Below are 26,094 nucleotides of genomic sequence, written 5' to 3'. Positions count from 1 at the left end.
AGGGCCGGGATGGCGGTGGGAAACCTGCTCGCGGCTTTGGAGGGAAAAGAGCCCCCAAACCCGGTAGTATGAGCCCCATGGGCTTCGTCATCGGCCTTCTCGGTGGGGGGTTTGGGGGACTTGTGGGGCTTGGGGGGGGCACGGTGATGATTCCCCTCATGGTGGGGCTTTTGCGGCTAACCCAGCACAAAGCCCACGGCACCAGCCTGGTGGCGGTTTTCTTCACCGGGCTCGTGGGAGCTTTCACCTATGGGCTACAAGGTTCCTTGAGCTTGAAGGCGGCCTTGTTTCTGGCTGCCACGGCCATCCTCACCGCCCGCTTTGGGGCCCGCTATGCCCACAGCCTGGCGGAGAAGGATCTTAAGCGGGCCTTTGGCTGGTTCCTCCTTGGGGTCTCCTTTTTGCTGCTCCTGAAACCCTACCTGGCCCCCTTGGGCCTGGTGCGGGGTGAAATCTGGGAAGACCTAACCCTTCTCCTGGCAGGAGGCTTCACCGGTTTCCTCTCCGGGATGATGGGGGTGGGAGGAGGGACCATCATGGTACCGGCCATGGTGCTCCTCCTGGGCATGGACCAGCACACCGCTCAGGGCACGAGCCTTCTGGCCATGGTCCCCGCCAGCCTGGTGGGGGCCTACGCCCATTACCGTCTGGGCAACGTGGATGCCCTTCTTGCCCCCGGGTTGGTTCCCGGGGTGCTTCTGGGAACCTTTCTTGGGGGTGAGGTGGCCCATTTCCTGCCCGAGGCCACCTTACGCCTGGTCTTCGCCGCTGTCCTCCTCTGGACCGCGTGGCGGTACCTCCGTCCCTTGGGCAAAAAAGGGTGACCTTTTGCACTATTCCCCGGGGGGAAGGTGGTCTATCGTAAAGGGGAAAGGAGGTGGGCAAATGCAGCGCTGGCAGGATTGGGCCAACCTGGTCCTTGGCGTCTGGCTCATCCTTTCCCCGTGGCTTTTGGGCTTTAGCGGCACCCCGGCCGCCATGTGGAACACGGTCATCATCGGGGTGGTGGTGGGGCTTATGGCCCTTTTGCACCTCCGGGGTGGCCCCATGTGGGAGGAATGGGTGAACGTGGTCTTGGGCGTCTGGCTCATCCTCTCCCCTTGGATCCTGGGCTTCAGCGGCATGGGGAACGCCATGTGGAACGCTATCATCGTGGGCGTCCTGGTGGGGATTCTGGCCCTAAGCATCGCCCGGGAGAAACCCCGGGCAGCCTAGTACCACCCACTTTGCCTAAGCGGCAGAGTGGGAGACCCGGCGTACCACCCGCCTTTGGCCAAGGCCTTAGGCGGGTTGGCCTCTTGCACCCTCCCAAGAAGAGGAGGTAAGGTAAGGGCGGCCTTTAAACCGGTCCCGCGAGGCCGGAAAGGAGAGGAAGAATGCGATTTCGTGAAGATAAAGAGCAGAAGCCGAGCGGAGGCTTTGGCCTCCGCTTCTTTTTGGAGGTGAACCGTGCGCTTTAAGGCCGAGCTTTTAAACGCCGAGGAGATGCGCCGAGCCCTCTACCGCATCGCCCACGAGATTGTGGAAGCCAATAAGGGTGTGGAAGGGCTGGCCCTCATCGGCATCCACACCCGGGGCATCCCCTTGGCGGAGCGCATCGCCCGCTACATCCGGGAGTTTGAGGGGAAGGAGGTGCCGGTAGGGATTTTGGACATCACCCTATACCGGGATGACCTTTCGGAAATCGGGGTCAGGCCCCAGGTGCGGGAAACCCGGATCCCCTTTGACATCACGGGGAAGGCCTTGGTCCTGGTGGACGACGTGCTCTACACCGGCCGCACCGCCCGGGCTGCCCTGGATGCCCTCATGGACCTGGGCCGCCCTAGGCGCATCTACCTGGCGGTCCTGGTGGACCGGGGGCATAGGGAGCTCCCCATCCGGGCCGATTTCGTGGGCAAGAACGTGCCCACCGCCAGAAACGAGGTGGTGAAGGTGAAACTCTCGGAAGTGGACGGCGAGGATCGGGTGGAGCTTTGGGAAAGGGAGGAGGCATGAGGCACCTCTTGGACTTCCAGGGCTGGACCCGGCCCGAGGTGGAAAACCTCCTGGACACCGCCCGGGTCATGTCTGAGGTGCTGGAAAGGCCAGTGAAGAAGGTGCCCGCTCTCCAAGGCTTCACCGTGGCCACCGTCTTCTTTGAACCCTCCACCCGCACCCGCATCTCCTTTGAGCTGGCCGCCAGGCGCATGTCCGCGGATGTGGTCTCCTTTGCCGCTCAGGCGAGCAGCCTGCAGAAGGGGGAAAGCTACAAGGATACCCTCCTCACCCTCGAGGCCATGGGCATAGACGCCTACGTCATCCGGGCCGATAGCGCCGGGGTTCCCCACCAGGCCACCCGCTGGGTGAAGGGCGTGGTCATCAACGGCGGGGACGGGCGCCGGGCCCACCCCACCCAGGCCCTCTTGGACGCCTACACCCTCCTGGAGGCCCTGGGCACCCTGGAGGGCAAAAAGATCGCCATCGTGGGGGATATCCTCCACTCCCGGGTGGCCCGCTCCAACGTGGAGCTCCTGCCCCTCCTCGGGGCCGAGGTCTGGGTGGCGGGCCCCCCCACCCTTCTCCCCCAAACCCTTCCCGGGGCTAGGCTCACCCCCCATCTGGAGGAGGCCCTAGCGGAGGCGGATGCGGTCATGGTCCTAAGGCTCCAGAAGGAGCGCATGGAGGCAGGTCTTATCCACCTCCAGGACTACATCGCCCACTACCAGGTGACGGAAGAACGCCTAAGAAAGACGAAACCCAGCGCCCCCCTTCTTCATCCTGGCCCCATGAACCGGGACATAGAGCTGGAGGGCACGCTGGCGGACTCGGAAAGAAGCCTGGTGAACCGCCAGGTGCGAAATGGCCAAGCGGTACGCATGGCGGTCCTCTACCACCTTCTCGTGGGGAAAGAGCGGTAGGGCCAGAGGAGGCACGGAATGTTGCTCATCAAAAACGTCAAGCTGGTGGACGCCCTTGGGGAAAGGGGTCCTGTGGACGTACTCATCGGGGAAGGCCGGATCCTGAGCCTTAATGGCGGGAAGGCGGAAACGGTCATGGATGGCAGGGGCCTTTACCTTGCCCCTGGCTTTGTGGACCTCCACGCCCACCTTAGGGAACCGGGCCAGGAGGTGAAGGAGGAGCTTTCCACGGGGCTTCTTGCCGCCGTGCGGGGCGGGTATACGGATATCGTCTCCATGCCCAACACCTCCCCGCCCGTGGACACCCCCGAGGCGGTACGGGCCCTTCAGAAGAAGGCCCAGGCCCTGGGGCTGGCCCGGCTCCACCCGGCCGCGGCCCTAACCCAAGCCCAAGAGGGAAAGGCCCTCACGGAGGCCGGCCTCCTAAAGGAGGCTGGGGCCTCCCTCCTCACCGACGACGGCCACACCAATGAGGACGCCGGGGTTCTGGCGGCAGGGCTCTTGCAGGCCTCCCCCTTTGGCCTGCCCGTGGCGGTGCATGCAGAGGATGCCTCCTTGCGCCGGGGCGGGGTAATGAACGACGGTCCTCTGGCCGACCTCCTGGGCCTTCCCGGAAACCCGCCCGAGGCCGAGGCTGCCCGCATTGCCCGGGACCTCGAGGTCCTCCGCTACGCGGTGCGCCGGGGAAAGAAGAGACCCCACCTCCACATCCAGCACCTCTCCACCAAGCGGGGGCTAGAGCTCCTTCGGGAGGCCAAAAGGGCCGGGCTTCCCGTGACTGCCGAGGCCACGCCCCACCACCTAACCCTCACCGAGGAAGCTTTAAAATCCTTTGATCCCCTCTTTAAGGTAGCCCCACCCCTCCGCACCCAAGAGGACCGGGAAGCCCTTATGGAGGGGCTTCTGGACGGCACACTGGACGCCATCGCCACCGACCACGCCCCCCACACCCAGGCGGAAAAGGAAAGGGACCTCCTCAGGGCCCCCTTCGGCATCCCTAGCCTCGAGGTGGCCTTCCCCCTCCTTTACACCGAGCTTCACCTGAAGCGGGGCTTCCCCCTAAGCCGCCTAGTGGAGCTTTTCACCGATGGCCCAAGGAAGGTCCTCGGCCTCAAGCCCCTGCACCTGGAGGAGGGCGCCGAAGCCAGCCTGGTCCTTCTGGACCCCAAGGAGCGCCCCGTGGACCCTAAGGCCTTCGCCTCCAAAGCCCGCTATTCCCCGTGGGCAGGCTGGATCTTGGGAGGGTGGCCGGTCCTGACCCTGGTGGAGGGGCGGGCGGTGCACCAGGCGCTAGAGTAGGGGCTAGGGCTGGAATGGGTGGGAGGCCCCGCCCATCTACCGCCGCCAAAAGGCGGTGGACCGCATCCGCCCCAAGGAAGGGTCTTCCTGCCCCTGCATCCATGCGGCCGATGTCTACGAGCGCCCTTCCCGCTTAGGGAATATATCCGTTAGGCTCCTCACCCCCTCCGCCTCCATGATCCTCAAAAGGCCCTTCAGCACCCGGCGGGGGAAAAGGGGGCCCCCATAGACAAACCCCGTATAGACCTGCACCAGCCTGGCCCCCAGCTTAAGCCGCTCCCACACATCCTCCGGGCCTTCCACACCGCCCACGCTGACCAGGGTCAGGTCCCTTGCTGAAGCCAGGTGGCGCAACACCTCCAGGGCCTTTCCCTTTAGAGGCCTTCCCGAAAGCCCCCCGGCCTCGCGGGCCCAGGGGCTTTTTAGGCCCGGGCGCTCCAAGGTGGTGTTCACCGCCACCAGGCCCTCTAGCCCGTGCTTTCGGCAAAGCTCCACCACCTGATCCAAGGCCTCCCAGGTGAGATCGGGAGCCACCTTGAGGAGGAGGGGCTTAGGGGTGGCCGGGCGGAGCCGGGAGAGGAGCTCGTCCAAAAAAGGGCCTTCCTGAAGGGCCCTAAGCCCCGGAGTGTTAGGGGAACTCACATTGATGACAAAGTAGTCCCCGTGGGGCTCGAGGACCCTTAGGGCCTCGAGGTAGTCTTCCGCCGCCCTTTCCAAGGGGGTATCCCGGTTCTTCCCCAGGTTTACCCCTATAGGGAGCGCAAGGCCCCTTTCCCGGAAGCCCCTTAGCCTTCTTGCCGCCGCCTCCGCCCCCCGGTTGTTGAAGCCCATGCGGTTGATGAGGGCCCGGTCCTCCACCAGCCGGAAAAGCCTGGGCCTGGGGTTTCCCTCCTGGGGCCTTGGGGTGAGGGTGCCCACCTCGGCAAAGCCGAAGCCCAAGGCCCACCAGGCCCCCAGGGCCCGGGCGTCCTTGTCCATGCCCGCCGCAAGGCCCAAGGGGTTGGGAAAACTGAGCCCAAAGGCCTCCACCCGGAGCCTTGGCTCCTCCACCCGGAGGAACCTGGCGGGGAGCTCCAAAAGGGGTCCCCTTTCCGACCACAGGGAAAGGAACCTCAGGGTGAGCTCATGGGCTTCCTCCGGGTCCAGGGCAAAAAGCAGGCGGTGCATACGAGCCCATGCTACCTTGACTCCTCTCCCAGGTGAGGTTAAAGATGGCCTTATGAGAAGCCTCCTAACCCTTTCCCTGATAGGCCTCTTGCTCCTAGCAGCTTGCTCCTACACCATCACTGTGGACTTGCCTTCGCAAACTTTCCAAGTACCGCCCCTGCCAAACACCCAAGGGATGATCCTTTATAAAAAGGACCCCCTAAGCTTTTCTCCTCCCCCCGTGGCCCCGAAGAGCGTCGTAATCCTGGGCACCCTCGAGGCAAACCAACCCCTCAGCACCACTCTGGGTTTTTACGTGCGCCTAAAAGATCCCAGTGCCTGCCAGGACCTAGGCCAAGCCTACCTCTGTCCCATCGGAGCCGACGACGAAAGGGCAGGGGAAGCCCGGTTTGAGGAGAGCGCCAGCGCCCCCCTTACCCTTGGGGGCAGAAACCTCACCCAGGGGGTGGCCCAAGGCCGGTTCTGGTTGGGCCTCGAGGTCCAAGGCCTGCCGAGCCAAGGCGGGGTGTTCACCCTAAAGGATCCCAAGGCCATGCTGACCGTAGGTTTCTAAAGGGCCCTTGGAAGCCAGCCCCCGGGACAATTGGGGGGATCGTGGTTTCAGGGTTTTATCTTTCATCCCCCATGGCTATGATAGGTCTTAGATGAAGGACGCCTTCCGCCTGGAACTTCCCGTACTTCCCCTTAGGAACACCGTGATCCTCCCCCACACCACCACCGCGGTGGATGTGGGTCGCCCCAAGAGCAAAAGGGCGGTGGAGGAAGCCTTAAACGCCGACCGCTACCTCTTTCTGGTCACCCAGAAGGACCCTGAGGTGGACGACCCCACCCCTGAGGACCTCTATGAGGTAGGCACCCTAGCGGTGGTGAAGCAGGCCATGCGCCTGCCGGACGGCACCCTGCAGGTGATGGTGGAGGCCAGGAACCGGGCAAAGCTTCTCTCCTACGTGGCCGCCCCCTACCTCAGGGCCATTGGGGAGGTGCTTTCCGAGCCCCCCCTCCAGGACCCAGGCCTGGCCCGGGTCCTGGTGAACGAGGTGCAGGAGGCCTTTGAACGCTACCTGCAAAACCACAAGACCCTGCGCCTGGACCGCTACCAGCAGGAGGCCATCAAAAGCACCCTGGACCCCGCCATCCTGGCGGATCTGGTAGCCCACCACGCCACCTGGGAACTTCCGGACAAACAGGCTATCCTGGAAACCCCGGAGGTGGAGGAGCGGTTGAAAAAGGTGTTGGCCCTCCTCCTTAGGGACCTGGAGCGCTTTGAGCTGGACAAGAAGATCGCCGCCCGGGTCAAGGAGCAGATGGACCAAAACCAAAGGGAGTACTACCTCCGGGAGCAGATGAAGGCCATCCAAAGGGAGCTTGGGGGCGGGGAGGACTTCCTAAGCGAAATGGAGGAGCTCCGGGAGCGCATAGAGAAGAAGGGCATGCCGGAGGCCGTAAAGGAAAAGGCCCTCAAGGAGCTAAAACGCCTGGAGCGCATGCAGCCCGGCTCCCCCGAGGCCACGGTGAGCCGCACCTACCTGGACTGGCTCCTGGAGGTACCCTGGACCGAGGCCGACCCCGAGGTTTTGGACATCGCCGTCACCAAGCGGGTCCTGGACGAGGACCACTACGGCCTGAGAGACGTTAAGGAGCGGATCCTGGAGTACCTGGCGGTGCGCCAGCTCACGCAAGGGAAAGAGGTGAAGGGCCATGCCCCCATCCTCTGTTTCGTGGGACCCCCGGGGGTGGGCAAGACCTCCTTGGGCAAGAGCATCGCCCGCAGCATGAACCGCAGGTTCCACCGTATCTCCCTGGGGGGCGTGCGGGACGAAGCGGAGATAAGGGGCCACCGGCGCACCTATATTGGGGCGCTTCCCGGGAAGATCATCCAGGGCATGAAGCAGGTGGGCGTGGTCAACCCTGTCTTCCTCCTGGACGAGATAGACAAGCTTTCCTCCGACTGGCGGGGGGACCCGGCCTCGGCCCTTCTGGAGGTTTTAGACCCCGAGCAAAACCACACCTTCACCGACCACTACCTGGATGTCCCCTACGACCTTTCCAAGGTCTTTTTCATCACCACCGCCAACACCCTTTCCACCATTCCCAAGCCCCTTCTGGACCGGATGGAGGTCATTGAGATCCCCGGCTATACCCTGCCGGAGAAGCGGGCCATCGCCCGCCACTTCCGCTGGCCCTTCCAGGTGAAGGAGGCGGGCCTCGAGGGCAAGCTGGAGATCACCGACCGGGCCCTGGACCGCATCGTCCAGGAGTACACCCGGGAGGCCGGGGTCAGGAACCTGGACCGGGAGCTTTCCAAGGTGGCCCGCAAGGCGGCCAAGGACTACCTGGAAAGCCCCTGGGAAGGGGTGCGGGTGGTGGATGCCCAGGATCTGGAGGCCTACCTGGGCGTGCCCCGCTACCGCCCAGACCGGGCGGAGAAGGCGCCCCAGGTGGGGGTGGCCCAGGGCCTGGCCTGGACGCCCTATGGCGGGGCTTTGCTCACCATTGAGGCCATGGCCGTGCCCGGGACCGGCAAGGTGAACCTCACCGGCAACCTGGGGGAGGTGATGAAGGAATCGGCCCACGCCGCCCTCACCTACCTCCGGGCCCACCGGGAGGAGTGGGGCCTACCCGAGGGGTTCCATAAGGAATACGACCTCCATATCCACGTCCCCGAGGGCGCCACCCCCAAAGATGGTCCCTCCGCGGGCATCACCATGGCCACCGCCTTGGCCAGTGCCCTCACGGGGCGGCCCGTGCGCATGGATGTGGCCATGACCGGGGAGATCACCCTAAGGGGTAAGGTGTTGGCCATCGGCGGGGTTAAGGAGAAACTCCTCGCCGCTCACCAGGCGGGCATCTTCCGGGTCATCCTGCCCAAGGAGAACCAGCCCGAGCTGAAGGAGGTGCCCGAGGAGATCCTAAAAGACCTGGAGATCACCTTCGTGGAAGAGGTGGGAGAGGTGTTGCGCCTCCTCCTCCTGCCCCCTTCCCCACCCCCAACCGCCCCCGCCGAGAGGCCCCAGCCGGGAGCGGGAGCTTAGACCTCCACCACCTGGCCCAAAGGGGTCAAGACCTGGGCCGAGCCAGGGGTGGGATGGTGAGCCCTAAGCCGAAGTTCGGCCAGGCCCCGGGTCCCAAGGCCCAAGCGGTAGACCCCCGGGGGCAGGAGGAAGGCGTAGTCCAAAGGGTCTTCTGGAAGCACGGTCCCCCAAAAGTGGCCCGCCTTTATTGGGGTGGGTTGGGCACCTTGGAGTTTAAAGGCGGGTTTGACACCCCCGAGGAGGTGGTCCAGGCCTTCGGGGGCCGGGCCACGGGGTATGTGGAAGGCCTGGTTTTCCACGACCAAAACCGGGACGGGGTGCGGAACCCTGACGAGCCCCCCCTCCCTGGGGCCAAGGTGCGGGTAGGGGCCTGGAAACGGTAGCGGACGAGAAGGGCCGCTACCGCCTGGAGCTTTACCCCGGAAGCTACCGCCTGGAGGTGGGGGCCTCGAGGCCACCCTGGCCCTACGGCGCCGGGTAGAGGCCAAGGTGGAGCGCGGCCTCACCTTGCCCCTAGACCTCCCCGTGGAAACGGTTGTGGGCCTCATGGGCCAGGTCTTTTTGGATGCCAACCGCAACGGCATCAAGGACGAGGGGGAACCCCCCCTTCCCTACGCCCGGGTACGGGTACAAGGGCCGGAAACCCGAACCACCCTGGCCGACGGACGAGGGGTTTTTGTCGTGGGCGGGCTTCTCCCGGGGAACTACACCCTGAGCCTAGACCCGGCCAGCCTGGACAAGCTTCAGGAACCAGGGGAGCCGGTATCCCTAAGCCTCTCGCCTGGACCCCTACCCCAGGTCTTGCTCCCGGCCCGTGGTGCGGGAGGTGGTGCGCACCCTTACCGAGGAGACCCTGGCGGTGGTCCTAAAACCCTTGCCCCCGGCCCTCCCTCCTGGAGCGGAAGTGGCCCTGGAAGCCACCGTGCAAGGGAAGCCAGAAAGGGTCTGGGCCGAGGTGGCCGGCCGTATCCTGGCCTTAACCCCTGTAGGAGAAGGGGTCTACAGGACCTTGGCTGTGGTGGAGGGCCAAGGCACTTTGGAGATCAAGGTGGTGGCCGAAGGCCAAGGGGAACGGAGCGAAACCACGGCCCTCCTCACCCTCCGCCCGGGACCCCTGGCCACCCTGCAGGCCAGCCCCGCCCTCCTTGACCCCGGGGAGGAGGTGCGCCTCGAGGCCCGCCTCCTACGCCGGGCCAACCGGGTGGAGGTTCGCCTAGGCCCCATGGTCCTTCCCTTGGAAAGGGTGGACGACTTCACCTACCGGGGCACCTTCCTGGCTCCCAAGACGCCAGGGGCCTACGAGCTGGAGCTGTATCTGGACGGGGTGCGAACCCATAGCGCCCGCATCCGGGTGCGGGACTAGGGAAGCTCCTCCTTGCGGTTGGCGTTGAGGAATACCTGGGCCCCGAAGCGGGCCACCACCTCCTCGGCCGGGATATAGGTGGCCCCCAAAGCCTCCATGACCCGCCTTAAGAGGAAATCCCCCTCCCGTATCTGCCGCTCCACCTGGGGCAGGCAGTCCTTGTGGTAAAAGGCCATGAGGGGCTCCAGGTGGCCTTCCGGGTTATGGACCACCACCACCGGGTACGCCGAGGCCAGGGCCTTCTCAAAGAGGAAATCCCAGTAGCTGGGCGTAAGGAAAGGCAGGTCCGTGGCCGCCACCGCCACCCAAGGGTAGCGGGCATGAAAGAGGGCGGAGTGCAGACCGGAAAGGCTGTCGGCGCCCGGGAGAAGGTCGGGGTAGACCGGCACCCCCAACCCCTCGTAGGGCCGGTTGGCCACAATAAAGCGTTCCCCCGCCCTCTGAAGGCTATCCAGGACCCATTGGAGGAGGGTTTTTCCCCGGTAAGGGTAAAGGGCCTTGTCCTCCCCAAACCGTCGGGAAAGCCCCCCAGCGATCACCGCCCCCGAGTACATGCCTACCATGCTAAGGCCGCAAGCAACCTCTCCCCAAGCCACGGGGCATAGAGGAACCCGGTGGAGCCGAGCCCCGTGAGGGCAAAACCCCCCTCCACCGGAAAGAGGTAAGGAAGCCCTACCTCGCCGCCAGGCAGACTGGGGCCCTCTTCCGGGGCCCCCACCCTGCCGCTAGGCGGGGTGGGGCGATCAAGCCGGAAGCGCACCCCCCGCCAGGCCGAGGCCACCTTTGGCCGGTAGCCCAAAAGGGCCTCCGCCCCCCTGAGGAGCCACTCCGCCTCCCCTTCCGTGGGGGGTGGGGCCTCCGGGGTTTTCTGGTGGGGCAGGTAGCTTCCCCCAAGGACGCTTCCCGCCAAATAGACCCGGTAGCTGAGGGCCCGAGGAAAGTAGTCCAAGAGAAGCAACACCAGTCCCGGGATATGCCGCCCCTCGAGGCCCAAAAGGTGCGCCCCCTGCCCCCCACCGGCATAGACCAGCACCTCCCCGTGGACCCTTTCCCCGCCCTCCAAAAGCAGGTACGGGGGCTCCCAGGCCAAAACCCGGGCCTTAAGAAGCGAAAGCCCTTCCGCAAGCCTCTCCAGAAGGGGCCTGGGCTCCAGCCAGAAGGCCTCTTCCAACAGGACTCCTCCCTCCTCCCAGGTGTGCCTAAGCCCCCCAAGCCGCAAGGCCACCCTCTCCCTCTCCCCTTCCGGCACCGGGCGGTAAACGCCAAGGTGCAAGGGCACGAAGCGACCATAGAAGCGGAGGGCCGCCTCGAGGGCCTCCTCACCCCGCTTTGCCAGGGTGAAGCGCCTTCCCCTTAAAGGGTTCACCAGGGCCACGGGCACCCGGCTGGCCTCCCCCAGGCCCTGGGCCACCACCAAGACCCGGTGGCCTTTTTCCTGCAAAAGCCGGGCGGCGGTGAGCCCCACCACCCCCGCCCCTAGGACCACCACCTCGGCTTTCGCCCGCCCACCCGCCATCTAAAACCGGTACCCTTCCCCCTCCTTCCGGCAAAGCCCCCGGCCCACGAGCCCCTCTAAAAGGCGCTCCGCCTCGGAGGGGGAGAGGAAGGCTTTAAGGTCCTCCGGGCGCAGGAAGCCGCCCTTCCGCCAAGCCTCCTTCATGGCCAAGCGCTCCAAAGCCGCCTGGGAAGGCCCCCTTTGCAAAAGCCTCCCTTGCCAGCGGAATAGACCCAGATACAGGGGAAAGGAAAACCCTAGGGCCAGAAGAAAGCCCCCCGGGCTGAAGCGGAAACTGGCCCAAAGGAGGAGAAACAGGGCCAAGGCCCCGCTCACAGGCAAAAGGTGCCGTCCCATAGTGCTTCCTCAGGCCACGGGCAAGGGAATGGGGGCCGGTTCCCTAGCCCCCACCACCTCCCCGAAAAGCAGGTGGGGGGTGGCCTGTTTGATCTCCACCTGGTAAAGCCCAGGGGTGGGAGCCTGGTGGGCAGGAACCAGCACCGGGTGGTTTCCCCGGTCGTGCCCCTGCACATATCCTTCCTCCTTAGCCTCCCCCCGCACCAGCACCTCCACGGTCCTCCCCACCCACTCCAGGTTCCGGCGGTAGCTCCACTCCTTCTGCTTCTCAATGAGGCGCATGAGCCTCTCCACCTTCACCTCCCGGGGCAGGTCCTGGAAGTGCTTGTAGGCAGGGGTGCCGGGCCTTGGGGAGTAGATGAACATGTAAGCCTGGTCGTACCCCACCTCGTCGTACAGGGAAAGGGTTTCCTGGAAGTCCTCCTCCGTCTCCCCGGGAAATCCCACGATGATATCGGTGGAAAGCACCACATCCGGCAAGGCTTCGCGGATCTTGCGGATGCGCTCCAGGTAATGCGCCCGGCGGTACTCCCGGGCCATGCGCCTCAGCACCCGGTCAGAACCCGACTGCACCGGCAGGTGGATGTAGCGGGTAATGGCCGGGGTTTCGGCAATGGCCTCAATGATGTCGTCGGTGAAGTTCACCGGGTGGCTGGTGAGGAAGCGCACCCGGGGGATGCCCATCCGGCCCACCATGCGGAGGAGCTGGGCAAAGGAGGGAAAGCCCGGCTGGTCCTTGCCGTAGGAGTTCACGTTCTGCCCCAAAAGGGTGACCTCCACCACCCCGGCTTCCCTCAGGGCCTCTATCTCCCTCAGGATCAGGTCGGGATGGCGGGAAACCTCAGGACCCCGGGTGGTGGGCACGATGCAGTAGGTGCAGTGGTGGTTGCATCCCCGGATGATGGTCACGTGGGCGGAAAGGGCGCCTTTAGGGGGTGGAGGAATGTAGTCCAGAAGGTCCTCCTTGAAGGTGAGGTCAAAGAAGCGCCCGTTTTGCTTCAAGGCCTCCGCCAAGGAGGTAAGGGCCCCGGGGCCCAGGAGGATATCCACCCCGAACTTCCGGGCCATCTGCTGGCCCTCGTCCAGCTGGGCCAAGCAGCCCATGAGCCCGATGAGAAGGCCTCTCCTCTCCTTTTCCTTACGGAGCTGGCCCAGGAGGGAGCGCACCTTCTCCACAGGCTTGCCACGGACGGCGCAGGTGTTCACCAAGACAAAGTCCGCCTCCTCCACGCTGTCCACCAGCTCCCACCCCAGGCTCACCAGCTCGCTGGCCACCAGGTGGGAGTCGTACTCGTTCATCTGGCATCCAAAGGTAATGATGTGGGCACGCATAGGCCTCCCAGGGGCTACCGGGGGGATCCCGGACCCGTTTCCTCAGTGTAGCACCTTAAACTAGAACCATGACGGGAGGTTCGTCCACGGACCTGACCCTCGAGGCCCTCCGCCCCGGCCTAAGGCTCAAGGGCCTCCTTCCCCAAGGAAGCGTGCGTCTAGAAAGCGTCCGCCTCCTGGATGGGGTAGCCCAGATCACCTATCGGGAACCTTCGGGCACCCTGCGCGAGGTCCTCCTTTACCCCGAGGACCTGGCCCAGCTGCGGGTGGAGGAGGCGGCCCGCTTCCCCCTAGATGCGCCCGGGGACCGCTTCCGTCTGGCCGCTGAGGCCAAGCGCATCCGCTTGGCCTACCTCTTTGACCCCATGATGGCGGTACATGCTTCCTTGGTGGAACCCCTTCCCCACCAGATTGAGGCCGTCTATGGCCACATGTTGCGCAAAAACCCCTTGCGTTTCCTCCTGGCCGATGACCCGGGTGCGGGCAAGACCATCATGGCTGGACTCCTCATCCGGGAGCTTTCCCTCAGGGGAGCCTTGGAAAGGGTCTTGGTGGTGGCTCCCGGAGCCCTTGTCTTGCAATGGCAGGAGGAACTTTGGGAAAAGTTCCGCTTGGACTTCAGAATCTTTTCCCGCTTCGCCCTAGAAACTTCCCCGAGGAACCCCTTCCGAGAACACCCCCTCTGGATCGCCCGTATGGATGGGCTTGCCCGCTTTACAGAGGTTTCGGACAAGGCCCTCGAGGTGGACTGGGACCTGGTGGTGGTGGACGAGGCCCACAAGATGGCCGCCACCTATGACGGCCAAGACATCAAGGCCACCCGCCGATACCGCCTGGGACAACGCCTCTCGGAAAAGGCCAAGCACTTCCTCCTCCTCACCGCTACCCCCCACCGGGGTAAGGAGGAGGACTTCCGTCTCTTTCTCGCCCTTTTAGACCCAGACCGCTTTGCCGGCAAACCCCGGCCAGGGGGCCCCAGCTTGAACGCCGAAGGGGTCTGGCTCCGAAGGCAAAAGGAGGATCTGGTGCGCTTTGACGGCACCCCCCTCTTTCCCGAGCGGTGGGCCTACACCGTGGCCTATGCCCTCTCCCGCGAGGAGATGCACCTCTATCAGGCCGTCACGGCCTATGTGCGTGAGGAGATGAACCGGGCCGAGGCCTTGAAAGAAAGCCAACAGCGCACCGTTGGCTTTGCCTTATCCCTTCTGCAAAGGCGGCTGGCCAGCAGCCCCCTGGCCATCTACCGCTCTTTGGAAAGGCGCCGGAAACGCCTCGAAGCCCGCCTCCAAGAGCTAAGGGGAAAAGGGGTCCTGGCCTTCCCCGTCCTGGAAGAAGAGGACATAGAGGAAAAAGAGGAGTTCCCCGATGAGGAATGGGAAGGGGCTCCTGAGATCCTGGACCAGGCCACGGCCGCCCGCACCCGGGCTGAGCTGGAGCGGGAAATCCACACCCTAGAACGCCTGGAAAAGGAGGCGTTGGCTCTTTATCAACGCCAGGAAGACCGCAAATGGCTGGAGCTGCGCTCCCTCTTGCAGAAAAACCCCATAAAGGGGCGCAAGCTGATCGTCTTCACCGAGCACAAGGATACCCTGGACTACCTAGAGGCCAGGCTCACCACCTTCCTGGGACAACCCGAGGCCGTGGTTACCATCCACGGAGGGCTTTCCCGGGAGGAGCGCCGCCGCCGCCAAGCCCGCTTCACCCAAGACCAGAACGTCCTCATCCTGGTGGCCACGGATGCCGCCGGGGAGGGGGTTAACCTGCAACAAGCCCATCTTCTCATCAACTACGACCTGCCCTGGAACCCCGCCAGGTTGGAACAACGCTTTGGCCGCATCCACCGCATCGGCCAGACCGAGGTTTGTCACATGTGGAGCCTGGTGGCGGAAAACACCCGTGAGGGGGAGGTTTACCTCCGCCTTTTGCGGAAGCTGGAGGAGGCTAGCCAGGCCTTGGGCGGAAAGGTCTTTGACGTTTTGGGAAGGCTTTTCGCGGAAAAACCTCTTAAGGAACTGCTCCTCGAGGCCATCCGCTATGGCGAAGACCCCGAGGTTCGGGCCCGTCTCTTCCGCCAGGTGGAAGGAGCCGTAGACCCAAAACGCTTGGAGGCCCTCCTGCAAAACGCTCTGGCTACGGAGGTTCTGGACCCCAAACGCCTTTCTGAACTGCGTCAGGAAATGGAGAGGGCAGAAGCGAGGAGGCTCCAGCCCCACTACCTGGCCAGCTTCTTCCGGGAAGCCCTCACCCAGCTAGGGGGCACGGTGCACCCCCGGGAAGAGGGGCGGATGGAGGTAAGCTTCGTTCCTCCCCAGATCCGGCAGGCGCGGCCTGGGGTCCTGAGGGGCTACACCCGCGTCACCTTCCACAAGGACAAGGTGGCCCTGCCGGGCAAACCCGTGGCCGATTTCCTGGTCCCCGGCCATCCTCTTCTGGAAGGGGTGTTGGATGCCGTCCTTGAGGCGTGGGGGGAGGTTCTGGAACGGGGCACGGTCCTAGTGGACGAAAACGCCGCCAGCCCCCGCCTAATCCTGGCCCTCGAGCACGAGGTGCAAGACGCCAAAGGCCCCGTGTCCCGTCGCTTCCTCTACCTGGGGATGGACCTGGCAGAGGGGAATCCTAAGCGCATCTGGGAGGAAGGGCCGGCCCCCTACCTAGACTTACGCCCTGCCACCGAGGAGGAAAGGGACTTCGGCCTCGGGCTTTTACAGGGCGTAGACCTCGAGGCCCTCCTGGCCCAGGCGGAGGCCTTGGCCACGGGCAAGCTGGCGCGGGAACACTTTGAGGAGGTGCGCCGCTACCGGCAGCTGGAAGTGGACCGCACCCTTAAGGCTGTAAAGGACCGGCTTCTTTCCGAGATTTACTACTGGGACCACCAAGCCGCCAAAGAGGAGGAACGCCTAAAGGCAGGAAAACAGGGAGCCGCAGGCCGGCTACAAAAGGCCAGGCACCGGGCCGATGAGCTAAGGGAACGCCTTAGGCGCCGGGAGCAGGAGCTGGAAGAGGCCCGATACCTTCGCTCCCTGCCCCCGAAGCTCTCCCAAGCCATCCTGGTGGTGCCCCCCTTGCCCCACCCCCGACCGGAGGAACCCCACCTCGAGGTCCGGGAACGCTTGGAACGCCTGGCGGTGGAAGCCGTGCTCCAACTGGAGAGGCAGATGGGCTACACGCCCAAGGAGATGCCCCCTGGCTTTCCCGGTTACGACATTGAGTCCCTTACCCCCGAGGGCACCTTACGCCTCTTGGAGGTCAAGGGCAAGGGACCGGGGGCCGAGGTGGTCACGCTCTCCCGCACCCAAATCCTCACTGCCCTCAACAAACCCGACACCTGGTTCCTAGTGGTGGTGGAAACCGACGGCCAAAGGGCTCTAAGGGCCCATTACATCCCCACGCCCTTCGTCCGGGAACCGGACTTTGGCGCCACCAGCGTGAACTACAGCCTAAGGGAACTCCTAGGCAAGGCCGTACGGGTAGTAGCCTTGTAAAAGCTCCAAGACCTGGAGGACATAGCCATGGCCAAGAAACTCATAGAAGTCGCCCTACCCCTCAAGGAAATCAACCGGGAGGCCAGCCGGGAGAAGTCCATCCGCCACGGCCATCCTTCCACCCTGCACCTCTGGTGGGCCAGGCGCCCCCTGGCCACGGCCCGGGCGGTGCTCTTTGCCACCCTGGTGGACGACCCAGGGACCCACCTGCCGGAAGCCGAAGCCCACCGGGAAAGGGAGCGGCTTTTTAAGCTCATAGGACAGCTGGTAAACTGGGATAACGTCAAGGACCCGGAAAGGGCCCAGGTGGTGGCCGAAGCCCAGTACGAGATAGCCAAGAGCCTGGCCCACGCCCTGGGAGAGGCGCCCCCCAGCTCCTCTGGGGACAAGGAGCGCATTCAAGCCATACTGGAAAAGGCCCCTCCCGTGCTTGACCCCTTTGCCGGAGGGGGCACCATCCCCCTGGAAGCCCAGCGCCTAGGGCTTAGGGCCTACGCATCGGACCTGAACCCGGTGGCGGTCCTCATCAACAAGGCCCTAATAGAGATTCCCCCTCGCTTTGCCGGAAGGCCACCCGTGAACCCCGAGTACCAGGCCAAGGCCCAGGCCACCGACCGCTTCCCTGGGGCCAAGGGCCTGGCTCAGGACGTGCGCTATTACGGCAGACGCCTTCTGGAAAAGGCCCGGGAACGGATCGGCCACCTCTACCCCACCCTGGATGGCAAAACCGTTATCGCTTGGCTTTGGGCCCGCACGGTCCCTTGCCCCAACCCCGCCTGCCCCGCTTCCCGGCATGGGGAGCACCCGGGCGCTCCCCTTCTGGCCTCCCTATGGCTTGCCCAAAGGAAGGGCAAGGGCCTTTACCTAAAGCCCGAAAGGGACCCTAGCGGTCGCCTGCGTTTCCTGGTGGAAACGAAAGGAGAACCCCCCGTAGAGCGCACCATTGGCCGCAAAGGGGGCCAGTGTCTGCTCTGCGGGAGCCCCATAACCCTGGACCACGTGCGCAAGGAGGGGAAGGCGGGAAGGATGGGGGCCATGCTGGTGGCGGTGGTGGTGGAGGGGTCAGAAGGAAGAGAATACCTACCAGCCTGCCCGGAACAAGAGTCTCTTGCTTTAGGCGTGCAGCCAGATTTCGTTCCTGGGGTTGACCTACCCCGCAAGGCGTTAGGCTTCCGGGTCCAAGAGTACGGTATGACCAAATGGCACCACCTTTTCACCCCCCGCCAACTCCTGGCCTTGGGCACCTTCTTCGAGCTGGTGGCCGAGGTGGTGGAGGAATGCCGCCAGGATGCCCTCAGGGCCGGCCTCCCCCACCACGACACCCCCCTGGCCCAAGGGGGCCAGGGCGCCCTGGCCTACGCCCAGGCGGTGGGGGTCTACTTGGGGCTAGCGGTCAGCCGTTTGGCAGATCGTCAATCCTCGCTTTGTTTGTGGGACAAAGCCTACGAAAAAGTATCTCACGTTTTTAACCGCCAAGCCCTTCCCATGGTCTGGGATTTTGCCGAGGCTAACCCCTTCAGCAACTCCACCGGTAGCTTTGGCAACATGCTGGAATGGGTGGCCCGGGCCCTGGAAGCCTTGCCCGCCAAGCCCCCGGGCCACGCCCGCCAGGCTAACGCCGTGGAGTCGGTGAACGGGCTGGATCAACTGCCCATTATCGTCACCGACCCCCCCTACTACGACAACGTCCCTTACGCCGACCTCTCTGACTTCTTCTACATCTGGCTCCGCAAGACCCTGCAAGACACCTACCCCGACCTCTTCCGCACCCTCCTCACTCCCAAGGCCGAGGAACTGGTGGCCGACCCCTACCGGCACGGGGATAAGGAAAGGGCCAAGCGCCACTTTGAGGAGGGCATGCGCCAGGTTTTCCATAACCTAAGGGCCAAGGCCCATCCCGACTACCCCCTCACCCTCTATTACGCCTTCAAGCAACAGGAGGATGTGGGCCCCGAAGAGGCTGGGGTGGAAGCGGACTCCGACCCTTTGCTCCCGGTATCGGAGGGCGCCACCGGGCAAAGCCCTGGCCCGGGGCTAGGGCGCACCTCCACCGGTTGGGAAACCTTCCTCCAAGCCCTGGTGGACGCCGGCTTCCAGATCACCGCCACCTGGCCCATGCGCACGGAGCTCAGCAACCGCCCCCGGGGCCAAGGCGCCAACGCCTTGTCCTCTTCCATCATCTTGGTCTGCCGCCCCCGGGCCTCCACCGCCCCCACAGCCACCCGGGAGGCCTTCCTAAGGGCTCTGCGCCAAGAGCTAAAGGAGGCCCTAGCTAACCTCACCCAAGAGGGCATCCCTCCCGTGGACCTGGCCCAAAGCGCCATTGGCCCAGGGATGGCGGTATTTAGCCGTTACGGAGCCGTGCGGGAGCCCACGGGACGGGCCCTTTCCGTGCGGGAGGCCTTGGTCCTCATCAATCAAGTCCTGGACGAGTTCCTAGCCCAAGACGAAACCGAGCTGGACAATCCCACCCGCTTCGCCCTCGCCTGGTACCAGCAGCATGGCTACGAGGAGGGGCTTTACGGGGATGCGGAAACCCTGGCCAAGGCCAAAAACGTGCCGGTGGCTTCCCTGGAGGAGGCCGAAATCCTCCGGGCCAAAGGAGGCAAGGTACGCCTCCTCCGCCCGGAGGAGTACCGCAAGGATTGGGATCCCGCAAAAGACCCCCATAGGAATGTTTGGAAGGTGGCCCACCAGCTGATTCGGGCCCTAAAGGAAGAGGGCGAGGAAGCCGCTACCCGCATCGTGGCTGCCCTACCCTCCCACCTGGCCGAGGCCAGCCGGTCCCTGGCCTACCGCCTCTACCAGATCGCGGAGAAAAAGGGTTACGGGCAAGACGCCCAAGACTTTAACCTCCTGGCCGATAGCTACACCCACGTGGCCGAGGAGGCGGCAAAAAGACGCCCAGCCACCCAGCCGGAGCTACTCTAGTGCTTAACCGTGGAAGAACTCTAGGAGGAAGCATGAAGCGGAAGCAACAACGCAAGACCGGGGCCGGTAGGCAAAGACCCAGCCTTGAGTACTACTTGAACCTTAAGTACCCCGTGCTCTTGGTGCCTGAACCTGAAGGCGGGTTTACCGCCCTTATCCCCGACTTACCGGGCTGCGTTTCCGTGGGAGAAAGCCCAGAGGAAGCCTTCAAAAACGTGGAGGAAGCCCGCCAGCTCTGGCTGGAAACCGCCTACGAATACGGGGACGAGATTCCTCTGCCCTCAAGTTGGAGGCCCCACCGTGGGTTATAGATGAGCCCACCTCTAGAAAAAAGCTACCTGCTATCTTTAGGCTATATGGCGCTCAGCAATCGGGAAATGGTGGGCCGGGGTCTGGACCTTTTAAAAAAGGGCCTCCGGCCCTTCGTGGAAAGGGAGTACCGCAGGGTTTACGGGGAAGACTGGCTACAGGAGGCCAGCGAGGTCCTCAAGGGGGACAAAATGGCCCTTCAGGACCCCGATTCCCAGGCCCTCCTCAAGCTCATGGATTACCGATGGCACGAGGTTTTTGACGAAAAGCTAGGTCGTTTTGGTCGCACCCTGGTCAAGGAGCTTTTGGAGTTTAGAAACCGCTTTGCCCACCAAAACGCCTTTACCTTGGAGGACGCCCACCGGGCCCTGGACAGCATGTCCCGCCTTTTGGAAATGGTGGCGGCGGAAGAAGCCCAAGAAACAAACCGGCTGGCGCGGGAGCTCCTCCGCCGCCGCTACGAGGAGGAGGCCAAGAGGGAGGGGGAAAGGGCCGCCAAAGCCCCTCAAGGGCCCACTCCCGCGGGGTTAAAACCCTGGCGGGAGGTGGTAACCCCCCACCATGACGTAATCTCCGGCCGTTTCACCGAAGCCGAGTTCGCCGCTGACTTGGCGCAGGTGCTACGGAAAGAAGCAGGCCCCGAGTACGGGCATCCCCTGGAGTTCTACCGGCGGACCTACCTCACGGGCGGCCTCCAGCGTCTTCTGGTGAACGCCCTTAAACGCCTTGCTGGCCAGGGGGGCGACCCCGTAGTGGAGCTTCAGACTCCCTTCGGCGGAGGTAAGACGCACTCCATGCTAGCCCTCTACCACCTGTTTAGCGGGGAGGTGGATCCCCTCGAGGTGCCGGGCCTGGACAGCGTGCTAAAGGAAGCCGGCCTCTCCCAGGTACCCAAGGCCCACCGGGCTGTTCTGGTGGGAACCGCCCTAGACCCTGCCAAGGGCCGCCCCAAACCCGAGGGCATCGTGGTGCACACCCTCTGGGGGGAGATGGCCTACCAACTTGGGGGCGTGGAGGGCTACCGATTGGTGGAGGAAGGGGACCAAAGGGGCGTGGCCCCGGGCTCCGACACCCTTAAGGAACTCTTTGACCGCTTCAGCCCGGCCCTGATCCTGATTGACGAATGGGTGGCCTTCCTCAGGAACCTCTACGGCGAGACCGACCTGCCCGCCGGGACCTTTGACCAGAACCTCACCTTCGCCCAGGCCCTCACGGAGGCCGCCAAGCGGAGCAAGGCCACCCTCTTGGTGGCAGCGCTTCCCGCTTCCGACGCCGAGGTCGGGGGAAGCGGGGGACATGCGGCCCGGATCCGGTTGGAAAACATCTTTGGCCGCCTCGAGACCGTGTGGCAGCCCGCCACCCAGGACGAATCCTACGAGATCGTACGCCTCCGGCTGTTCCAGACCCTTTCCGAGGAAGGCTACCGTGCCCGTGACGCGGTCGTGGAGGCTTTCATGCGCTATTACCAAGAGCACCGGGGCGATTTCCCTCGGGAAACCCTAGACCCCCACTACCGGGAGCGCATGAAGCGGGCTTACCCCATCCACCCCGAGCTCTTTGACCGCCTTTATGAGGATTGGTCCACCTTAGAAGGGTTCCAGCGCACCCGGGGAGTGCTCCGCTTCATGGCGGCCGTGGTCCACACCCTATGGAACAGCCAGGACATCTCCCCCATGATTCTACCGGGAGGTCTACCCCTAGGCCCGGGAGCCCCCCGCTACGAACTCACCCGCCATCTTTCGCGCTTCCAGGAGGGCTTTGACCAGGTGCTGGATACGGACGTGGAGGGCCCCAACGCTAAGGCCGTCCTCCTAGACCGCAACCGCCCCAGCCTAGGCCGGCACCACGCGGCTAAGCGGGTAGCCCGTGCCGTCTTCCTGGCTACGGCTCCAGCCGCTGCCCCTCTTGGGCGCCCCAAAGGGGTGGAAGGTATCCGGATCAAACTGGGGGTAGCCCAGCCTGGGGACACCCCCTCCCATTTCGCCGATGCCCTTAGGGCCCTGGCGGAACACCTCACCTACTTTCACGCTGAAGGGGACCGTTACTGGTTTGAAACCCGGCCCAGCTTGAACCGGCTGGTGCAAGACCGCGCCGCCCAAGTCAGCAGGGAAAAAGTGAGGGAGGAGCTGGAAAAGCTTCTGAGGGAATGGGCACGAGTCCGGTCTAGCCTCTTCTCCCGCGTACACGTGGCCCCTAAGGACCCCAAGGATATCCCCGACGAGGCCTCGCTGCGCCTGGTGGTTCTGCCCCCCAGCATCCCCTTCACCAAGGAAAACTCCCCAGCGGAAAAGACGGCCCGGGAGATGGTAACCCAAAGGCGTTACCGCAACACCCTGCTCTTTCTGGCCGCTGACGCTGCCCAGGTGACCGATCTGGAGGAGGCCGCCCGCCTCTACTTGGCCTGGCAGTCGGTGAAGGAGAATGGTGGCGATCTGAACCTGGGGCAGGCCGATTTAAGACAGGTGGAAAAGCGCCTCCAAGATGCGGAAAGCACCTTGAAAGCCCGGCTGGAGGAAGCCTACCGGTATCTCCTTAGGGTCCGCCAGCCCAACCCGCAGGAGCCAGACCTCGAGGTCCAAAGCCTCCGGCTCCCCGCAGGCAACAAGCCCTGGGAGCGGCTCGAGGCTAAGGTAAAAAGCGAAGGCTGGGTTTACACCGAGTGGCACCCCGATTTCTTACGGGAAACCCTTGAGGAGTACCACTTCTTCCAAAACCGGCCTAACGGGATTATTCCCCTAGATTGGCTCTGGCAGGAGGCATTTAGCACCTTCCTCTACCTTCCTCTGTTAAAGGATGAGCTCGTCTTGCTAAACAGTGTGCGCAAAGGAGTAGAAGCAGGCTTGTTTGGCTACACTGAAGAAGTCCTCGCCGATGCACCAAAACACGTCTTCTTTAGGGAAGGGGGTTTCAGCCCTAGCCTAAGGGGCTACTTGGTGGCTAAAGAAGTAGCGGAAAACTTTAAGCCCCAAGTGGATGAACCCAAACCAGCGGGTAGGGACCCGGTGGTCCCCCCGGAGCCCCCGCCCCCCCCACCCACCCCTACCCCCCCTAAACAGCGCCACTTCTACCTGAAAAAGGAGCTTGGCCCTACGGAAATGGTTCGGGAAGCTGAGCTTCTGGCCCAAGAGCTTGTCCGGCACCTGGCCAAGGAACCCCGGGTCAGGGTACGGGTGGTCCTCGAGGTGCAGGCGGAAGCGGAGGAGGGGTTTTCCGAGGACCTCACCCGCGTACTCAGGGAAAACAGCCAGGCCCTCGGGGCCGAGTTCCACCTGGAATAAAAAAACCGGGTTCCCTAGGGGTTGGCCGGCATAGGAGCCGCATCCGTAAGCTAGGGAGCCCGGCACCTGCTGGTGGCGGCGGTGGGACTCGAACCCACGACACCACGATTATGAGTCGTGTGCTCTGACCACCTGAGCTACGCCGCCACGGGCGCACCAGGCAATCCCCATCTTAGGGGAGGGCCCTCAGGCGGTCAAGGCTCAAAGCCGATGTGGTCCATGAAGGTGGGGAGGATTTCCTCGGCAAAAAGGTCCAAGAAGGCCCTCACCGCCCCCAGGCTCACGCCACCCGTTAGGTCCAGGTCCGACTCCACCCACGCCGTCCCCTCCTCATCCAAAAAGGCCCGGCTAAAGCGGCGGTCCCGGTTCCAGGCGTTTAGGACCTCGAGGCCCAGCCCCCCATCCAGGGTAAAGCCGGCGCTTAGGGTCAACACCCCACAGCGCTCCTCCTGGCAGTAGTCCAGGTAAAGCCAGACCTTCTCCAAGCCGGCCATTTGCAAACGGAACTCCCGGGCGTCCACCCTTTCGTAGCTGAGGCCCGCCTGCTTCAAGACCTCCTCCACCTGCACCGGGCTTAAGCCCTTGACCACAGCCTGCCCTAAGGCCAATCCCAAAAACACGAATGCCGCCAGCAATCCCCTCATAAAACCCCTTTCCCCCCAAGGGGCCAAAAGGCCACTTTGAAGGACCCCTTCAGCCTACACAATCCCCCGCTCCCGCAAAAGGGCTCCCTTCTGGAAGCGCTCCAGACGAAAAGGGCTTATATCCAGGCTCCGGGCCTCTCCATGGACCACCTCTTCGGCCATGAGCCTCCCCACCATGGCCGCCTGTTGCACCCCGTGGCCAGAAAAGCCCGCCGCCACCAACAGCCCCTCCTCCACGAAACCCAGGATGGGGTTGGCGTCGGGGGTCATCTCGTAGTAGCCCCACCAGCTGGCCTTCCGGTCCAGGGTGAGCCCCTCCAGGAAGGGGAAGCGGGAAAGGCCCGCCTCGAGGGTCGGCCCCAACCACCCCCAGTCCATGCCCTCCTGAAAACCTGGCGGCTCATCCGGGTTAGAACGGCCCAGGAGCACCCTAGGGCCCTCCGAGCGCAGATAGAAGCCCGTGGCCAGGTCTATGGTGAGGGGAAAGGCGTGGGAAAAGGGCGCTGGGCCCGTGGCAAAGACCATGCGGCGCACGGGCGCTATGGGAATCTCCAGGCCAAGCCTTTTCCCCACCTCCCCCGTCCAGGCCCCGGTGCAGAGGAGGAGAAAGGGGGCCTCCACCTCCCCCTTGGGGGTCCTAACCCGCCAGAGGCCCTTTTCCCTGTGGGCGGAGATCAAGGGTTCGAAAAAGCGCACCTCAGCCCCAAGCCGCCTGGCCTCCCTGAGGTAATAGGCCGTGACCCCGTGGGGGTCTATCACCCCATCCATGGGGCCATAGGTGGCATAGGCCAAGCCCTCCTCCCGAAAAGGAACATGCCCTTGCGCCTCCTTTAGGGAAAGCTTTTCCACGGGCACCCCCAAGGCCCTTTGGGTGGCCAAGGCCTCCTCCTGGGCCTCCCTAAGGCCTTCCGGCACCAGAAAAAGGTACCCCATGGGCCGGTAGCCGGCCTCAGGAATCCCTTGGTACTCCAGGATGGAATGGTAGGAAAGGAGCACGTTCAGGGGCTCGGAGAACTGCACCCGCACCCCGGCAGCGCTTCTCCCCGTGGACCCTTGGGCAAAGGTGGCCTCCTTTTCCAGGAGCCGCACCCTAAGCCCAGCCTCCGCCAGTCGGTAGGCGCAGGCCGCCCCCACGATCCCCGCTCCCACCACCAGGGCATCGGGCATGCCCCCAGTCTAGGACACCCTTCCCCCTCAAAGGGGGTATGCTATGCCCCGGAGGTTAGCCATGGGCTACCAACACATCCGCATCCCCGAAGAAGGCGAGAGGATTGCCATCAAGGACGGGGTTCTCCAGGTTCCCGACCGTCCCATCATCGGCTTCATTGAGGGGGATGGGACCGGCCCCGACATCTGGAGAGCCGCCAAGCCCGTACTGGACGCTGCTGTGGCCAAGGCCTACGGCGGCAAGCGCCAAATCGCCTGGGTGGAGATCTACGCCGGGGAAAAGGCCAATGCCGTCTACGGGGAGCCCATCTGGCTTCCGGAGGAAACCCTGGCCTTCATCCGGGAATACCTGGTGGCCATCAAGGGCCCCCTGACCACCCCGGTGGGCGGGGGAATCCGCTCCATCAACGTGGCCCTCAGGCAGGAGCTGGACCTTTACGCCTGCGTGCGTCCGGTGCGCTGGTTCAAGGGGGTGCCAAGCCCGGTGAAGCACCCGGAGCTGGTCAACATGGTCATCTTCCGGGAAAATACCGAGGACATCTATGCGGGGATTGAGTGGCCTGCGGGCAGCGAGGAGGTCCAAAAGGTCCTGGACTTCCTCAAGCGGGAGTTCCCCAAGGCCTACGCCAAGATCCGCTTCCCCGAAACCTCGGGCATCGGCATCAAGCCGGTTTCCAAGGAGGGCACGGAGCGCCTGGTGGCCGCGGCCATTGACTATGCCATAAAGGAGGACCTCCCCAGCGTTACCCTGGTGCACAAGGGCAACATCATGAAGTTCACGGAAGGGGCCTTCCGGGAATGGGGCTATGCCCTGGCCCGGGAGAAGTATGGGGCCACGCCCCTGGATGGGGGCCCCTGGCATGTGCTGAAAAACCCCAAGACAGGCCGGGACATCGTCATCAAGGACATGATCGCCGACAACTTCCTGCAGCAGATCCTCCTTCGCCCCGACGAGTACTCGGTGATCGCCACCTTGAACCTGAACGGGGACTACATCTCCGACGCCCTGGCCGCCCAGGTGGGCGGCATCGGCATCGCCCCCGGGGCCAACATCAACTACCTCACGGGGCACGCGGTCTTTGAGGCCACCCACGGGACCGCCCCCAAGTATGCAGGCCAGGACAAGGTTAACCCCTCCAGCGTCATCCTTTCCGGGGAGATGATGCTCCGCTACCTGGGCTGGAACGAGGCGGCAGACCTCATCCTAAAGGCCATGGAGCGCACCATCGCCAAGGGCCTGGTCACCTACGATTTCCACCGCCTCCTGCAGGCGGAGGGGAAGCCCGCCACCCTCCTCAAGACCAGCGAGTTCGGCCGGGCCCTGATTGAGCACATGTAGGC

At 64.0% G+C, this 26,094-nt stretch carries 22 protein-coding genes and 1 tRNA gene; 14 read left to right on the top strand and 9 right to left on the bottom strand.

The genetic code is table 11. The features are described 5' to 3' along the window. The first annotated feature begins 77 nt into the window (after positions 1-77). The 5 genes from L0D18_RS06990 to L0D18_RS06970 all read left to right on the top strand — a co-directional run bounded on the left by L0D18_RS06990 (position 78) and on the right by L0D18_RS06970 (position 4,196). On the top strand, positions 78-824 hold the full coding sequence (locus L0D18_RS06990) for a sulfite exporter TauE/SafE family protein (RefSeq protein WP_243028224.1): 747 nt from the start codon (positions 78-80) through the stop codon (positions 822-824). Between the two features lie 61 nt (positions 825-885). Beyond that, positions 886-1,215, top strand: a complete 330-nt coding sequence (locus L0D18_RS06985; protein WP_243028162.1) for an SPW repeat protein — start codon at positions 886-888, stop codon at positions 1,213-1,215. A 234-nt stretch (positions 1,216-1,449) separates the two neighbouring features. Next, entirely contained in the window at positions 1,450-1,995 is a 546-nt protein-coding gene (gene pyrR / locus L0D18_RS06980) for a bifunctional pyr operon transcriptional regulator/uracil phosphoribosyltransferase PyrR (protein ID WP_243028161.1), read from the top strand. Then, on the top strand, positions 1,992-2,897 hold the full coding sequence (locus L0D18_RS06975; protein WP_243028160.1) for an aspartate carbamoyltransferase catalytic subunit: 906 nt from the start codon (positions 1,992-1,994) through the stop codon (positions 2,895-2,897). The genes pyrR and L0D18_RS06975 overlap by 4 nt, the downstream gene beginning before the upstream one ends. Positions 2,898-2,915: 18 nt before the next feature. Next, complete coding sequence (locus tag L0D18_RS06970; protein ID WP_243028159.1) at positions 2,916-4,196, top strand: dihydroorotase; 1,281 nt, start codon at positions 2,916-2,918, stop codon at positions 4,194-4,196. Positions 4,197-4,310: 114 nt separating this feature from the next. Here the strand turns inward: L0D18_RS06970 and L0D18_RS06965 are convergent, their stop codons facing one another. Further along, entirely contained in the window at positions 4,311-5,363 is a 1,053-nt protein-coding gene (locus L0D18_RS06965; protein WP_243028158.1) for a quinone-dependent dihydroorotate dehydrogenase, read from the bottom strand. Positions 5,364-5,538: 175 nt separating this feature from the next. On the opposite strand from L0D18_RS06965, the gene L0D18_RS06960 reads away from it, so the two are divergent. After that, a complete protein-coding gene (locus L0D18_RS06960) occupies positions 5,539-5,916 on the top strand; it encodes a hypothetical protein (RefSeq protein WP_243028157.1) in 378 nt (125 codons plus the stop codon). A 91-nt stretch (positions 5,917-6,007) separates the two neighbouring features. After that, positions 6,008-8,395, top strand: coding sequence for an endopeptidase La (lon, locus tag L0D18_RS06955; protein ID WP_243028156.1), 2,388 nt, complete (start codon positions 6,008-6,010; stop codon positions 8,393-8,395). On the opposite strand, the gene L0D18_RS06950 is transcribed toward lon, so the two are convergent. Continuing rightward, positions 8,392-8,556 (bottom strand): hypothetical protein, encoded by a 165-nt coding sequence (locus tag L0D18_RS06950; protein ID WP_243028155.1) that lies wholly within the window; start codon positions 8,554-8,556, stop codon positions 8,392-8,394. The two genes, lon and L0D18_RS06950, sit on opposite strands and share 4 nt — an antisense overlap. 45 nt (positions 8,557-8,601) lie before the next feature. Between L0D18_RS06950 and L0D18_RS06945 the strand changes: the two genes are divergently transcribed. Both L0D18_RS06945 and L0D18_RS06940 read left to right on the top strand, forming a co-directional pair. Then, positions 8,602-8,778 carry a hypothetical protein gene (locus L0D18_RS06945; RefSeq protein WP_243028154.1) on the top strand — a complete coding sequence of 59 codons (177 nt, stop codon included), beginning with the start codon at positions 8,602-8,604 and terminating at the stop codon, positions 8,776-8,778. A gap of 446 nt (positions 8,779-9,224) precedes the next feature. Then, positions 9,225-9,758, top strand: a complete 534-nt coding sequence (locus tag L0D18_RS06940; protein ID WP_243028153.1) for a hypothetical protein — start codon at positions 9,225-9,227, stop codon at positions 9,756-9,758. Here L0D18_RS06940 and L0D18_RS06935 read toward each other — a convergent pair. From L0D18_RS06935 to miaB, 4 genes are read right to left on the bottom strand one after another with little or no spacing between them, the layout of a single operon-like run. Next, a complete protein-coding gene (locus tag L0D18_RS06935) occupies positions 9,755-10,312 on the bottom strand; it encodes a molybdenum cofactor guanylyltransferase (RefSeq protein ID WP_243028152.1) in 558 nt (185 codons plus the stop codon). The genes L0D18_RS06940 and L0D18_RS06935 overlap by 4 nt on opposite strands. A gap of 2 nt (positions 10,313-10,314) precedes the next feature. Continuing rightward, positions 10,315-11,274 (bottom strand): FAD-dependent oxidoreductase, encoded by a 960-nt coding sequence (locus tag L0D18_RS06930; protein WP_243028151.1) that lies wholly within the window; start codon positions 11,272-11,274, stop codon positions 10,315-10,317. Continuing rightward, on the bottom strand, positions 11,275-11,610 hold the full coding sequence (locus L0D18_RS06925) for a hypothetical protein (RefSeq protein ID WP_243028150.1): 336 nt from the start codon (positions 11,608-11,610) through the stop codon (positions 11,275-11,277). 9 nt (positions 11,611-11,619) lie between these two features. After that, on the bottom strand, positions 11,620-12,942 hold the full coding sequence (gene miaB / locus L0D18_RS06920) for a tRNA (N6-isopentenyl adenosine(37)-C2)-methylthiotransferase MiaB (protein WP_243028149.1): 1,323 nt from the start codon (positions 12,940-12,942) through the stop codon (positions 11,620-11,622). 68 nt (positions 12,943-13,010) lie between these two features. Here miaB and L0D18_RS06915 point away from each other — a divergent pair, with 68 nt between their 5' ends. From L0D18_RS06915 to L0D18_RS06900, 4 genes are read left to right on the top strand one after another with little or no spacing between them, the layout of a single operon-like run. Further along, on the top strand, positions 13,011-16,424 hold the full coding sequence (locus L0D18_RS06915) for a helicase-related protein (RefSeq protein ID WP_243028148.1): 3,414 nt from the start codon (positions 13,011-13,013) through the stop codon (positions 16,422-16,424). A 27-nt stretch (positions 16,425-16,451) separates the two neighbouring features. Beyond that, complete coding sequence (locus tag L0D18_RS06910) at positions 16,452-19,355, top strand: DUF1156 domain-containing protein (protein ID WP_243028147.1); 2,904 nt, start codon at positions 16,452-16,454, stop codon at positions 19,353-19,355. 32 nt (positions 19,356-19,387) lie between these two features. Continuing rightward, positions 19,388-19,666: a type II toxin-antitoxin system HicB family antitoxin gene (locus tag L0D18_RS06905; protein ID WP_243028146.1), complete on the top strand. Its 279-nt coding sequence runs from the start codon at positions 19,388-19,390 to the stop codon at positions 19,664-19,666. Positions 19,667-19,711: 45 nt separating this feature from the next. Further along, the gene (locus L0D18_RS06900) at positions 19,712-22,942 is read left to right on the top strand and encodes a DUF499 domain-containing protein (RefSeq protein WP_243028145.1); all 3,231 of its coding nucleotides are present in this window, start codon (positions 19,712-19,714) and stop codon (positions 22,940-22,942) included. Between the two features lie 70 nt (positions 22,943-23,012). Here L0D18_RS06900 and L0D18_RS06895 read toward each other — a convergent pair. From L0D18_RS06895 to L0D18_RS06885, 3 genes are all read right to left on the bottom strand, one after another. Then, positions 23,013-23,089, bottom strand: a tRNA-Met gene (locus L0D18_RS06895). A gap of 47 nt (positions 23,090-23,136) precedes the next feature. Beyond that, positions 23,137-23,586 carry a YbjN domain-containing protein gene (locus L0D18_RS06890; RefSeq protein ID WP_243028144.1) on the bottom strand — a complete coding sequence of 150 codons (450 nt, stop codon included), beginning with the start codon at positions 23,584-23,586 and terminating at the stop codon, positions 23,137-23,139. 54 nt (positions 23,587-23,640) lie between these two features. Beyond that, complete coding sequence (locus L0D18_RS06885; RefSeq protein WP_243028143.1) at positions 23,641-24,753, bottom strand: NAD(P)/FAD-dependent oxidoreductase; 1,113 nt, start codon at positions 24,751-24,753, stop codon at positions 23,641-23,643. Positions 24,754-24,814: 61 nt separating this feature from the next. Between L0D18_RS06885 and icd the strand changes: the two genes are divergently transcribed. Further along, positions 24,815-26,092: an NADP-dependent isocitrate dehydrogenase gene (icd, locus tag L0D18_RS06880; protein ID WP_243028223.1), complete on the top strand. Its 1,278-nt coding sequence runs from the start codon at positions 24,815-24,817 to the stop codon at positions 26,090-26,092. Positions 26,093-26,094 lie beyond the last annotated feature (2 nt).

Source organism: Thermus albus (assembly GCF_022760855.1).
In the GTDB taxonomy this organism is placed as follows: domain Bacteria; phylum Deinococcota; class Deinococci; order Deinococcales; family Thermaceae; genus Thermus; species Thermus albus.
This window is presented reverse-complemented; position numbering and strand designations above follow the sequence as displayed.

What these genes read in the sequence shown, in the direction of transcription:
- miaB (WP_243028149.1), bottom strand. Translation starts at nt 12,942, where the DNA reads ATGCGTGCCCACATCATTACCTTTGGATGCCAGATGAACGAGTACGAC.
- L0D18_RS06885 (WP_243028143.1), bottom strand. Translation starts at nt 24,753, where the DNA reads ATGCCCGATGCCCTGGTGGTGGGAGCGGGGATCGTGGGGGCGGCCTGC.
- L0D18_RS06930 (WP_243028151.1), bottom strand. Translation starts at nt 11,274, where the DNA reads ATGGCGGGTGGGCGGGCGAAAGCCGAGGTGGTGGTCCTAGGGGCGGGG.
- L0D18_RS06890 (WP_243028144.1), bottom strand. Translation starts at nt 23,586, where the DNA reads ATGAGGGGATTGCTGGCGGCATTCGTGTTTTTGGGATTGGCCTTAGGG.
- L0D18_RS06910 (WP_243028147.1), top strand. Translation starts at nt 16,452, where the DNA reads ATGGCCAAGAAACTCATAGAAGTCGCCCTACCCCTCAAGGAAATCAAC.
- L0D18_RS06990 (WP_243028224.1), top strand. Translation starts at nt 78, where the DNA reads ATGGGCTTCGTCATCGGCCTTCTCGGTGGGGGGTTTGGGGGACTTGTG.
- L0D18_RS06975 (WP_243028160.1), top strand. Translation starts at nt 1,992, where the DNA reads ATGAGGCACCTCTTGGACTTCCAGGGCTGGACCCGGCCCGAGGTGGAA.
- L0D18_RS06985 (WP_243028162.1), top strand. Translation starts at nt 886, where the DNA reads ATGCAGCGCTGGCAGGATTGGGCCAACCTGGTCCTTGGCGTCTGGCTC.
- icd (WP_243028223.1), top strand. Translation starts at nt 24,815, where the DNA reads ATGGGCTACCAACACATCCGCATCCCCGAAGAAGGCGAGAGGATTGCC.
- L0D18_RS06905 (WP_243028146.1), top strand. Translation starts at nt 19,388, where the DNA reads ATGAAGCGGAAGCAACAACGCAAGACCGGGGCCGGTAGGCAAAGACCC.
- L0D18_RS06935 (WP_243028152.1), bottom strand. Translation starts at nt 10,312, where the DNA reads ATGTACTCGGGGGCGGTGATCGCTGGGGGGCTTTCCCGACGGTTTGGG.
- L0D18_RS06925 (WP_243028150.1), bottom strand. Translation starts at nt 11,610, where the DNA reads ATGGGACGGCACCTTTTGCCTGTGAGCGGGGCCTTGGCCCTGTTTCTC.
- L0D18_RS06915 (WP_243028148.1), top strand. Translation starts at nt 13,011, where the DNA reads ATGACGGGAGGTTCGTCCACGGACCTGACCCTCGAGGCCCTCCGCCCC.
- L0D18_RS06900 (WP_243028145.1), top strand. Translation starts at nt 19,712, where the DNA reads ATGGCGCTCAGCAATCGGGAAATGGTGGGCCGGGGTCTGGACCTTTTA.
- lon (WP_243028156.1), top strand. Translation starts at nt 6,008, where the DNA reads ATGAAGGACGCCTTCCGCCTGGAACTTCCCGTACTTCCCCTTAGGAAC.
- L0D18_RS06960 (WP_243028157.1), top strand. Translation starts at nt 5,539, where the DNA reads ATGATCCTTTATAAAAAGGACCCCCTAAGCTTTTCTCCTCCCCCCGTG.
- L0D18_RS06965 (WP_243028158.1), bottom strand. Translation starts at nt 5,363, where the DNA reads ATGCACCGCCTGCTTTTTGCCCTGGACCCGGAGGAAGCCCATGAGCTC.
- L0D18_RS06970 (WP_243028159.1), top strand. Translation starts at nt 2,916, where the DNA reads ATGTTGCTCATCAAAAACGTCAAGCTGGTGGACGCCCTTGGGGAAAGG.